This window comes from Paraburkholderia sp. BCC1885 (assembly GCF_900996235.1).
In the GTDB taxonomy this organism is placed as follows: domain Bacteria; phylum Pseudomonadota; class Gammaproteobacteria; order Burkholderiales; family Burkholderiaceae; genus Paraburkholderia.
Map to the genome: position 1 here is coordinate 181,314 of NZ_CAAJGM010000208.1, position 12,238 is coordinate 193,551.

Genomic DNA, 12,238 nt, shown 5'->3' on the forward strand with positions numbered 1-12,238 from the left:
GACACTAACAGACCGACACGAAAGCAGGTTCAACGACGAGCGCGGATAACCACCGAAAAACGCGCCGCCGGCATTCATCACCCGATCAAAGAATCACACGCCGAAAATCGGCAAGAATCGCACCCAGGTACGCATTGAACCGCGCCGCCTCGGCCCCGTCGATGACCCGATGGTCATACGACAACGACAGCGGCAGAGTGAGACGAGGCACGAATTGCTTGCCATCCCACACCGGCTTCATGGCGCCACGCGAGAGCCCAAGAATCGCGACTTCAGGCGCGTTGATAATCGGCGTGAAGTGCGTGCCGCCAATGCCGCCCAGCGAGGAGATCGAGAAGCAACCGCCTTGCATCTGATCCGGCTTGAGCTTGCCCTCGCGCGCAGCCTTGGACAGATCCGCCATCTCTTTGGCGATATCGACGAGGCCCTTCTTGTCCGCATCGCGGATGACCGGCACCATCAAGCCATTCGGCGTATCCGCGGCGAACCCGATGTTGTAGTACTGCTTGAAGACCAGGTTGTCGCCATCGAGGCTGGCGTTGAACGTCGGGAATTTCTTCAGGGCCGAGACCACCGCCTTGATCACGAACGCCAGCATGGTGAACTTCACACCCGCCTTCTCGTGTTCCTTGTTCAGTTGCACGCGCAGCGCTTCGAGCTCGGTGATGTCCGCTTCGTCATTGTTGGTGACGTGCGGAATCATGACCCAGTTGCGATGCAGGTTCGCGCCGGAAATCTTCTTGATGCGCGACAGCGGCTTCGGATCGACCGGACCGAATTTGGTGAAATCGACCTTCGGCCACGGCAGCAGATTCAGTTCGCCACCGCCAGCCGCCGCGGGTGCCGCAGCCGTAGGCGCACGCTGGCCCGTCATCACGCCCTTGACGAATGCAGTGATGTCGTCCTGGGTAATGCGGCCTTTCGGACCCGTACCCTGCACGCGCGACACGTCCACGCCCAGTTCGCGCGCGAACTTGCGCACGGACGGCGACGCGTGGCTCGACTTGCGCTCGCCGCCTTCGCCTGCCGGAATCAGCGGCGCCTGCGCCAGGGCGGACGGCGCCGCCGGCGCCGGGCTCGGCGTAGCCGGCGCATCGGACGGCTTTTCAGCGGCGGGCTTGGCCGCGGGAGCCGGCGCTGGGGCGGCCGCGCCGCCTTCCGCTTCGACCACCACGATCACGGAGCCTTCCGAGACCGTATCGCCCACCTTGACCTTCACTTCCTTGACGACACCGGTGGCCGAGCTCGGCACATCCATGGTCGCCTTGTCGGACTCGAGCGTAACCAGCGACTGTTCCTTCTCGACGCGGTCGCCCACCTTCACCGCGACCTCGATCACGGGAATGTCCTTGTAGTCGCCGATATCCGGCACCTTCACTTCCTGCACACCGCCGCCACTGGCAGCGGGCGCGGCAGCAGGTGCCGGCGCAGCGGCAGGTGCCGGTGCCGGCGCAGCGGCAGGTGCCGGTGCCGGAGCCGCGGCGGGTGCGGGAGCCGGAGCCGCCTTATCCGCAGCGGCGCCGCCTTCGGCGCCTTCCAGCACGACGATCAACGAGCCTTCCGACACGTTATCGCCCACCTTGACCTTCACTTCCTTGACGACGCCGGCAGCCGAGCTCGGCACGTCCATGGTCGCCTTGTCGGATTCCAGCGTGACGAGCGACTGCTCTTTCTCGACGGTATCACCCGCCTTCACCAGCACCTCGATCACAGGGATGTCCTTGTAATCGCCGATGTCCGGCACCTTGACTTCGATCGCTTGACTCATTGTGGGTGTCTCCTGGGCCGCGCACGCAGCCTGCTCCCTCTCAGGAGCAGGCGCGCACGCCGTGGCACACGGGGAATGATGCCTTAGACGGTCATCGGGTTAGGTTTGGCGGGATCAAGGTTGTACTTCTTGAGCGCCTCGGCGACGACCTTGCGTTCGATCGTGCCCTCATCTGCCAGTGCATTCAACGCGGCAACCGTGACCCAGTAGCGGTCCACTTCGAAGAAGTGACGCAGCTTTTCACGGGTATCCGAACGGCCGTAGCCGTCCGTGCCCAGCACGACGAATTTCTGCGGCACGAACGCGCGAATCTGCTCGGTCAGCGCGCGCACGTAGTCGGTCGATGCGATGACCGGGCCTTGCGCGTCCTTCAGCAGTTTCTCGACGTGCGAGACCTTCTTCTCTTCGGTCGGGTGCAGCAGGTTCCAGCGCTGCACTTCGTGGCCTTCGCGAGCCAGTTCCGTGAAGCTCGGCACGCTCCACAGATCGGCCGCGACGCCCCAGTCGTTCTTCAGCAGGTCGGCGGCGGCGATCACTTCATTGAAGATCGTGCCCGCGCCCATCAGTTGCACGCGCGGCGCCTTCTTGTCGGCCTCGGCCTTGCGGAACGAATACATGCCCTTGATGATGTCGGCGGCTACGCTATCGCCCTGCGGAATCGCCGGGTGCTCGTAGTTTTCGTTCATCACCGTGACGTAGTAATACACGTCTTCCTGATCCGCGACCATGCGGCGCAGACCGTCCTGCATGATGACGGCGAGTTCGTAACCGAAGGTCGGGTCGTAGCTGATGCAGTTCGGCACCGAAGCCGCCCACAGCAGCGAGTGGCCGTCTTCGTGCTGCAGGCCTTCGCCGTTCAGCGTCGTGCGGCCCGCCGTGCCGCCCAGCAGGAAACCGCGCGAACGCATGTCGCCCGCGGCCCATGCCAGATCGCCGATGCGCTGGAAACCGAACATCGAGTAGAAGATGTAGAACGGGATCATGATCTCGCCGTGCGTCGAGTACGACGTCGCGGCCGCGATCCAGTCCGACATACCGCCGGCTTCGTTAATCCCTTCCTGCAGGATCTGACCGGTTTCCGACTCACGGTAGAACATCAGCTGGTCGGAATCTTCCGGCACGTATTTCTGGCCTTGCTGATTCCAGATACCGATCTGACGGAACAGACCTTCCATACCGAAGGTACGCGATTCGTCCGGTACGATCGGCACGATGCGTTTGCCGAGCGCCTTGTCCTTCAACAGGATGTTGAGAATCCGCACGAACGCCATCGTCGTGGAGATCTCGCGGCCTTCGCCCGTGCCCTTGAGCAGCGGCTCGAAGGCGGCGAGTTCCGGCACCGGCAGCGACTCGGCCTTCTGACGGCGCGCCGGCAGATAGCCGCCGAGTTCCTGACGGCGAGCGCGCATGTACTCGAGTTCCTTCGAACCTTCTTCGAACTTGAGGTACGGCACGTTGACGATGTCTTCGTCGGAGATCGGCAGGCGGAACTGGTCGCGGAATTTCTTCAGCTGGTCCACGTGCAGCTTTTTCTGCTGGTGGGTGATGTTCATTGCCTGGCCGGCTTCGCCCATGCCATAGCCCTTGATCGTCTTCGCCAGAATGACGGTCGGCTGGCCCTGCGAATTCGACGCTTCCTGGAACGCCGCGTAGATCTTATGCGGATCGTGACCGCCGCGATTCAGGTTCCACACGTCCTCGTCGGACCAGTCGGCGACCAGCGCCTTCAGTTCCGGCGTATTGAAGAAGTGCTCGCGCACGTAGGCGCCCGATTCCGACTTGTAGGTCTGGTATTCGCCGTCCACGACTTCCATCATCCGGCGCATCAGCGCGCCCGACTTGTCGCGCTGGAACAGCGCATCCCAGCGGCTGCCCCAGATCACCTTGATGACGTTCCAGCCGGCGCCGCGGAATTCGCTTTCGAGTTCCTGGATGATCTTGCCGTTACCGCGCACCGGGCCATCGAGGCGCTGCAGGTTGCAGTTGATCACGAACACCAGGTTGTCGAGGCGTTCGCGGCCGGCCATGCCGATCGCGCCGAGCGATTCCGGCTCATCCGTTTCGCCGTCGCCGAGGAAGGCCCAGACCTTGCGGCCGTCGGTCTTCGCAATGCCGCGCGCCTGCATGTACTTCATGAAGCGGGCCTGATAGATCGCCATGATCGGGCCGAGGCCCATCGAGACGGTCGGGAACTGCCAGAAGTCCGGCATCAGCCACGGGTGCGGATACGAGGAGATGCCCTCGCCGCCTACTTCCTGACGGAAATTGTCGAGCTGGTTTTCGGACAGACGGCCGAGCAGGAACGCGCGCGAGTACACACCCGGCGACGAATGGCCCTGCACGAACACGAGGTCGCCGCCATGTTCAGCCGACGGGGCATGCCAGAAATGGTTGTAGCCGACGTCGTACAGCGTGGCAGCGGAGGCGAACGAGGCGATGTGGCCGCCGACGTTGGTGTCCTTGCCCGCGCGCAGCACCATGGCGATGGCGTTCCAGCGCGTGTACGAACGGATCCGGTGTTCGATATCCTGGTCGCCGGGAATCGGCGCCTGACGCGAGACAGGAATCGTATTGATGTAGGGGGTATTGGCGGAGAACGGCAGATGTTCGCCGTGCACGCGGGCAAATTCGATTTGCTTTTCGATCAGATAGTGGGCGCGGTCGGGGCCCACAGCAGAAATCACGCCATCCAGCGCTTCCAGCCATTCGCCGGTTTCCTGGGGATCTTCGTCTTTCTCGGCGGCGACATATTTCATGACTTCGTCGGGTACAGCGGACATGCTCGTCTCCTGGGGATAAGGAACGCTCTTTAAACAGACGACGCGGACGAGGCCCGGCCGCGGCAGCTTCGGGCCGATTGTAATAAGGCGCTCGCCGTCTGCGCAACAAAATTTTCGAATTACGAGATCGTTTCTCATAATGCGGAAAATTGTTGCGGCGCACCCTGGTTTCGCCGCGGATCAACGAATACGTCGGCTAGTTTGCGCCGATTGACGGGAGTTTCAGCGCTTTTTTGCGTCATTTGCCATGGGCACGCTGCGCTACAATGCCAGCCATGTTGACCGAACGGCTTTTCGCACGCTCGGCGCGGCCCGCCCGTTCGACGGCGGATTCGTCGCCGTCCCGCTGGCACCATGGACCATGGTGGTCGAATTCCTATTTGCTGACGCCGCTGCTGTCGATCCTGGTGTTCCTGGTCGTCATGAGCCTGATTCTGTGGAGCCTGAACCGGCGCGAGCAGCAGCAGCAGGAAGACACGCTCTACCGCAACGTCGCGTGGGCCCAGCAGCAGATCCGCCTGTCCATGACAGGCGCGCAGGAACAGATCCAGGCTCTCGCGCGCGACCTCGCCGCCGGCCACGCCGATCCCCATTCGTTCCAGGTGTCTACCACGGACATCCTGCAGGGGCATCCCGAAATCCTCTATCTGAACTGGTACACGCCGCAGCAGCAGCCGCGCTGGCCCAATACGGCGCAGCCGGTGTTCGGCCAGCGCCTCGCGCGGCCAAGCGACGTGCAGATGGACGAGGCCGTGAAGGCCGCCTTCGCCGATGCGCGCACCTCGCGCCGCCAGACCTATTCCCCGCTCATCTATGACGATCTCGGCAACGGCTATCTGACGCTGCAGACGCCGATCTATCGCGACCGCGAATTCCTCGGCTCGATCGCCGCGGTGTTTTCGATCGAAGGCGTGCTCAAGCACGACATTCCGCCCGAGCTGTCGGCGAAGTACAAGATCTCGATCATCGATCTGAACAACAAGGAACTGGCCACCACGTCCACCCGTCCGCGCCTGCCGCGCGACATGTTCTACGACCTGCCGCTCGACCCGCCGGGCCAGGGCGTCTCGGTGCGCGTCTACGCGTTCCCGCAGATGACCAACTTCACGAACAACACGCTCGTGTGGCTGGTCGCCGGCCTGTCGTGCTTCGTGCTGTGGAGTTTGTGGAGCCTGTGGAAGCACACGCGCCAGCGCTTCGAAGCGCAACAGGCGCTGTACGCCGAAGCGTTCTTCCGCCGCGCCATGGAAAACTCCGTGCTGATCGGCATGCGCGTGCTCGACATGCACGGCCGCATCACCCACGTCAATCCGGCCTTTTGCCGCATGACCGGCTGGGACGAAAGCGACCTCGTCGGCAAGCAGGCGCCGTTCCCCTACTGGCCGCGCGACGCCTATCCGGAGATGCAGCGCCAGCTCGACATGACGCTGCGCGGCAAGGCGCCTTCGTCCGGCTTCGAACTGCGCGTGCGCCGCAAGGACGGCTCGCTGTTCCACGCGCGCCTGTATGTATCGCCGCTGATCGATTCGTCGGGCCGCCAGACCGGCTGGATGTCGTCGATGACCGACATCACCGAGCCGAAACGCGCCCGCGAAGAACTCGCCGCCGCCCACGAGCGCTTCACCACCGTGCTCGAAAGCCTAGACGCCGCCGTCTCCGTGCTGGCCGCCGACGAAGCCGAGCTGCTGTTCGCCAACCGCTATTACCGCCATCTGTTCGGCATCCGTCCCGACGGCCACCTGGAACTCGCGGGCGGCGGCTTCGATAGCGGCGAGGCTTCGTCCGATTCGATCGACATGGTCGACGCTTATGCAGGCCTGCCCGCCGCCGCGCTCACCGAAAGCACCGCGGACGCCCAGGAAGTGTATGTGCAGAGCATCCAGAAGTGGTTCGAAGTGCGCCGCCAGTACATTCAGTGGGTGGACGGCCATCTGGCGCAGATGCAGATCGCGACCGACATCACCACCCGCAAGCAGGCCCAGGAACTCGCGCGTCAGCAGGACGAGAAGCTGCAGTTCACCAGCCGCCTGATGACGATGGGCGAAATGGCCTCGTCGCTCGCCCACGAACTGAACCAGCCGCTCGCCGCCATCAATAACTATTGCTCAGGAACCGTAGCGCTGGTTAAATCTGGGCGAACGACGCCTGACAATCTGCTGCCCGTCCTCGAAAAAACCGCGCAGCAGGCAGTACGGGCGGGCATGATCATCAAGCGGATCCGCGAGTTCGTGAAACGCAGCGAGCCGAAGCGCCAGGCCACGCGCGTCGCCGATATCGTGGCGGACGCGGTGGGCCTCGCCGAGATCGAGGCACGCAAGCGCCGCATTCGCATCGTCACCGACCTGCGCTCGCGCCTGCCGGTGATCTACGTGGACCCGGTGCTGATCGAGCAGGTGCTGGTGAACCTCCTGAAGAACGCCGCCGAAGCCATGCACGACGCGCGGCCCAATGCGGTGGATCCGGTGATCCGCGTGGTCGTGCGGCTGGAAAGCGGCTTCGTGTGCATCAGCGTGGTCGACCAGGGTCCGGGGGTCGACGAGGCCACGGCCGAGCGTCTGTTTGAACCGTTTTACAGCACCAAGTCCGATGGCATGGGCATGGGGTTGAACATCTGCCGTTCGATTATCGAATCGCATCGCGGCCGTCTGTGGGTGGTCAATAACGTCGAGTCCGACGGTCACATCACAGGCGCCACGTTCCATTGCAGTCTGCCTATTGGAGAGCCCGACGGCCCGAGCAACGGCGGGTCAGAGGCGCCGACACCACAAACCGTTACGGGAGAGCTATGAACAGCCCAGTCACCACTCAGGAAACAGTCTTTGTCGTCGATGACGACGAGGCCGTGCGAGATTCGCTGCGCTGGCTGCTGGAGGCAAACGGCTACCGCGTGCAGTGCTTCTCCAGCGCCGAGCAGTTCATCGACGCCTGGCAGCCGCACACGCATCCGGGCCAGATTGCCTGTCTGATCCTCGACGTGCGGATGTCCGGCATGAGCGGTCTCGAACTGCAGGAACGCCTGATCGCCGACAACGCCTCGCTGCCGATCATCTTCGTGACGGGCCACGGCGACGTGCCGATGGCGGTGTCGACGATGAAAAAAGGCGCGATGGACTTCATCGAAAAGCCGTTCGACGAAGCCGAACTGCGCAAGCTGGTCGAGCGCATGCTCGACAAGGCGCGCAGCGAAAGCACCAACGTGCAGCAGCAGCGCGCCGCGGCCGAACGCCTCGGCAAGCTGACCGCGCGTGAGCACCAGGTGCTCGAACGCATCATCGCCGGCCGTCTGAACAAGCAGATCGCCGACGACCTCGGCATCAGCATCAAGACCGTCGAGGCGCACCGCGCCAACATCATGGAAAAGCTCAACGTCAACACGGTCGCCGATCTGCTGCGACTGGCGCTGTCGAACAAGCCGCAACAGGCGTAGTCAATCACGCCGATAATCCTGCTGGCCCGACCTTGAGTCCGGCCAGCGATGGCTCTCACCACCTTGCAGAATAGGCCTTGGCGCTCGGCACAGACGACGATGCCAGGTCCGCTGAAGTTCACCTGGCTGCGTTCGCAAGCCGTCCACCCGCCTCGACCTCATGCGCCAGGCGCTTTCGCACAATAAACTCGATCGCAGACTCGCTAACCGGCGTCAACGTCTGATCCTCAAGCGGCAGCCGATAACGATAGCTTGAATCGAGCAACTCCGCTTTGAGCGGCTGCGCGGCCGGCCCTAACGTCTGTAGCAAATCAAACAGATTCAACGTGCGAGGGCTCCACGACCGTGCTTTCCATAGCGTAAAAGTCCATTGGTGGTACCTGTTGAACAACGATGGAAAGTGGCCTTGTTCATAAAGGTCCTCGTCGGGAACCAGGCACACGAGATGGCCGCCCGGCTTTAGAACCCTGAACCAGTGATGCAGTGCGACCGCAGGATCACACATGTGTTCGAGACAGTGGGAGGAGTGGACGAAGTCGAGACTCTCGTCGGGCACCCCTTCAAGGAATTGTGCATCGCCATCGGGCAGATCCCAGACGCGCAGTTCTCGCATGCCTGGGAACAGCTCCTGATAAAGGGAAACGGGATCGGCGCCCGCGCCCACGTCAATTCCATTCCCGACGAAATACCGGGTGGCAAATCGCACGTCATGCAAACGGCGGGCCATCGCCTTGCTGGCTTCATACATAAAAACGTTCCTCCAAAGCAACCGGCACCGGTGCTTGACATCGCATGCCTGAAGACGCTGAAAGGGACGCATCATAGCGCCGAGAACCCGCCCCCCATCTCACAAACGGTGCGGCTCCCGCCTTCACGCATCGCCTGCCGGCCTGGCTTCGTCTCGTGTACCCGGCTGAAGACGTCGGGCCGCGACGGTATAATCCCGTACTTCGTAGCAGCGCCCATTGCGCGCCGCACGCTTTTCGCAAGCCGACCGGCTCATGTCGAAAAGCGTTATCGACCGTATCTTGCGCGCCGCCTGTGTGGAATCCGCTGAATCCGCACCGCGAGACGCGCCGCTCGCCCCGCATTCCGAACCGCCCAACCTCGACCGACCATGACAGCCACCCTGATCGACGGCAACGCCCTCTCCAAGACCTTGCGCACCGACGTCGCCACGCGCGCCGCCGCCCTCACCGCCCGCGGCCACCAGCCGGGCCTCGCCGTCGTGCTGGTGGGCGACAATCCGGCCAGCGAAGTGTATGTGCGCAACAAGATCAAGGCCTGCGAGGACAACGGCCTGCATTCGTCCTACGACCGGTATCCGGCGACGCTCTCAGAAGCCGATCTGCTGGCGCGTATCGACGCACTGAACCACGATCCGAAGATCCACGGCATTCTGGTGCAGTTGCCGCTGCCAAAGCATATCGACAGCCATAAGGTGATCGAAGCCATCGCGCCGGAAAAGGACGTGGACGGCTTTCACGTCGCCAATGCGGGCGCACTGATGACCGGCAAGCCGCTGTTCCGTCCCTGCACGCCGTATGGTGTGATGAAGATGTTCGAGGCCTACGGCATCGATCTGAAGGGCGCCAACGCGGTGGTGATCGGCCGCTCGAATATCGTCGGCAAGCCGATGGCGCTGCTGCTGCTCGAAGCCGGCGCGACCGTCACGATCTGCCACAGCAAGACCCGCGATCTGGCCGCGCACACGCGCAACGCCGACGTGGTGGTGGCGGCCACCGGCCTGCGCAACCTCCTGAGCGCGGCGATGGTCAAGCCGGGCGCGGCTGTGATCGACGTGGGCATGAACCGCGACGAGGCCGGCAAGCTGTGCGGCGACGTCGATTTTGCCGGCGTCAAGGAAGTGGCCGGCTTTATCACGCCGGTGCCGGGCGGTGTCGGCCCGATGACGATCACCATGCTGCTCGTCAACACGATCGAAGCCGCCGAGCGCGCCGCCGGCCAACTCTGACCCAGCGCCGGTCTGGCACAAATAACGAAGCGGGCGCACGCCAGGCGAACTTCTGCTAATTTGTGCCGTAGCCCAATTGGAATCGCGGCACTGCGCCCCAATAGTGACGTTACCGGGCGCAGCCACGAGCCACGCCCGCCGATTTCCGCCTATTCACCCGCGTCAGACAGGAAGCCGCCTCATGTCCACTACTCGATCCACACACGACAACCCGCTGCTCGATTTCTCCGATCTGCCGCGCTTTGGCGACATCCGCCCTGAACACGTGACGCCGGCGCTCGACGTGCTGCTCGCCAACGCCACGGCCGCCGTCGAGCGCGCCGCCGAGCCGAGCACGCCCGCATCGTGGGCCGACGTGGTCGAGCCGGTCGAGCGCGTCACCGAGCCGCTATCGCGCGCGTGGGGCGTCATCGGCCACCTGAATGCGGTGGCGGACACGCCGGAACTGCGCGCCGCCTACGGCGAGAATCTGCCGCGCGTCACCGAATTCTGGTCGAGCGTCGGGCAAAATCTCGCGCTCTACGAAAAGTACAAGGCCCTCAGCGCCGCCAGCGACTTCGGCTCGCTCACCGGCGAACGCAAGAAAATCCTCAGCAATGCGCTGCGCGATTTCCGCCTGTCGGGCGCGGAATTGCCGGAAGCCGACAAGCCGCACTTCGCCGAATTGCAGGAACGCCAGGCGAATCTCTCGAAGTCGTTCTCCGATCATGTGCTGGACGCCACCAACGCCTATAGCTATCTGGTCGAGGACAAGGCGCAACTGGCAGGTCTGCCGGAAGACGTGATCGAAGCGGCGCAGGAAGCCGCCGAGCGCGACGGCAAGACCGGCTGGAAATTCACGCTGCATTTCCCGTCGTACTTCCCCGTCATGCAGTACTCGGAAAACCGCGCGATGCGCGAGACGATGTACCGCGCCTACGTCACGCGTGCTTCGGAACTGGGCGGCACATACGGCGGCGGCAAACCGGAGTGGGACAACACCGCCAACATCGCCGAGCAACTCAAGCTGCGCGCCGAAGAAGCGCACATGCTCGGCTACCGCAACTTCGCGGAAGTCTCGCTCGCGCCGAAGATGGCGGAGTCGCCCGCGCAGGTCATGGCCTTCCTCGAGGACCTCGCCACGCGCGCCCGTCCGCACGCGGAGCAGGACTGGAAAGAACTGCGTGAATTTGCCGCCAGCGAACTCGGCATGAGCGAACTGCAGCCGTGGGACATGACCTTCGCCGCCGAGCGCCTGCGTCAGAAGCGCTATTCGTTCTCGGAAAACGAGGTCAAGCAATACTTCCCGGAAGACGTCGTGTTCAAGGGCCTGTTCAAGGTCACGGAAACGCTGTTCGACGTGAAGATCCGCCGCGACGAAGCCGCCGTGTGGCACCCGGACGTGCGCTTTTTCCGCATCGAGAATCAGGACGGCAGTCTGGTCGCACAGTTCTACGTCGACCTGTACGCGCGCGAAGGCAAGCGCGGCGGCGCCTGGATGGACGACGCGCGGGCCCGTCACAGGCACGCGAACGGCGGCGTGCAAACCCCGGTCGCGTATCTGACGTGCAACTTCTCGGCGCCGGTCGGCGGCAAGCCGGCCTGCTTCACGCATGACGAAGTAATCACGCTGTTCCACGAGTTCGGCCACGGGCTGCATCACATGCTCACGCGGGTCGATGAGTTGGGCGTGTCGGGCATCAACGGCGTGGAATGGGATGCCGTCGAGCTGCCCTCGCAGTTCATGGAAAACTTCTGCTGGGAGTGGGACGTGCTAAGCGACATGAGCTCGCACGTCGAAACCGCCAAACCGCTGCCGCGCGATCTGTTCGACAAGATGCTGGCCGCGAAGAACTTCCAGAGCGGACTGGGTACGTTGCGCCAGATCGTGTTCTCGATGTTCGACATGAAGCTGCATACCGATTTCGACGCAAGCGGCCCGCAGAACGCCAACGACCTCGCCCGCGAGATCAACGAGCGCTTCCACGTGGTGCCGCAAGTGGCCTTTTCGCGCTGGCCGAACACGTTTAGCCACATCTTCGCGGGCGGCTACGCGGCGGGCTACTACAGCTACAAGTGGGCGGAGGTGCTGTCGGCGGACGCGTATGCGGCCTTCGAGGAAGCGGCGAGAAGCGCGAGCGGCAGTGTGCTCGATTCGGCCACCGGCACGCGCTATCGCAAGGAGATTCTCGAAGTGGGCGGCAGCCGCCCGGCGATGGAATCGTTCAAGGCGTTCCGCGGCCGTGAGCCGAACATCGACGCGCTGCTGCGTCATAACGGCATGACGCCGGCTACGACGCATTGAGCTT

Annotated in this window: 7 protein-coding genes; 4 read left to right on the forward strand and 3 right to left on the reverse strand. The window is 63.4% G+C overall.

Annotated features, from left to right (window positions below):
• Positions 1-85: 85 nt before the first annotated feature.
• Positions 86-1,768 carry a dihydrolipoyllysine-residue acetyltransferase gene (aceF, locus tag FQ755_RS19285; protein ID WP_144156407.1) on the reverse strand — a complete coding sequence of 561 codons (1,683 nt, stop codon included), beginning with the start codon at positions 1,766-1,768 and terminating at the stop codon, positions 86-88.
• Positions 1,769-1,851: 83 nt separating this feature from the next.
• Positions 1,852-4,548: a pyruvate dehydrogenase (acetyl-transferring), homodimeric type gene (gene aceE / locus FQ755_RS19290; protein WP_144156408.1), complete on the reverse strand. Its 2,697-nt coding sequence runs from the start codon at positions 4,546-4,548 to the stop codon at positions 1,852-1,854.
• Between the two features lie 275 nt (positions 4,549-4,823).
• On the opposite strand from aceE, the gene fixL reads away from it, so the two are divergent.
• Both fixL and fixJ read left to right on the forward strand, forming a co-directional pair.
• Complete coding sequence (gene fixL / locus FQ755_RS19295; RefSeq protein WP_144157038.1) at positions 4,824-7,337, forward strand: oxygen sensor histidine kinase FixL; 2,514 nt, start codon at positions 4,824-4,826, stop codon at positions 7,335-7,337.
• Complete coding sequence (gene fixJ / locus FQ755_RS19300; protein WP_144156409.1) at positions 7,334-7,975, forward strand: oxygen response regulator transcription factor FixJ; 642 nt, start codon at positions 7,334-7,336, stop codon at positions 7,973-7,975. The genes fixL and fixJ overlap by 4 nt, the downstream gene beginning before the upstream one ends.
• Positions 7,976-8,093: 118 nt before the next feature.
• Here fixJ and FQ755_RS19305 read toward each other — a convergent pair whose 3' ends face one another.
• Entirely contained in the window at positions 8,094-8,723 is a 630-nt protein-coding gene (locus FQ755_RS19305; protein ID WP_144156410.1) for a class I SAM-dependent methyltransferase, read from the reverse strand.
• A 369-nt stretch (positions 8,724-9,092) separates the two neighbouring features.
• Here FQ755_RS19305 and folD point away from each other — a divergent pair, with 369 nt between their 5' ends.
• Positions 9,093-9,950: a bifunctional methylenetetrahydrofolate dehydrogenase/methenyltetrahydrofolate cyclohydrolase FolD gene (folD, locus tag FQ755_RS19310; RefSeq protein WP_144156411.1), complete on the forward strand. Its 858-nt coding sequence runs from the start codon at positions 9,093-9,095 to the stop codon at positions 9,948-9,950.
• A gap of 181 nt (positions 9,951-10,131) precedes the next feature.
• Positions 10,132-12,234: a M3 family metallopeptidase gene (locus tag FQ755_RS19315; protein WP_144156412.1), complete on the forward strand. Its 2,103-nt coding sequence runs from the start codon at positions 10,132-10,134 to the stop codon at positions 12,232-12,234.
• Positions 12,235-12,238: the final 4 nt, after the last annotated feature.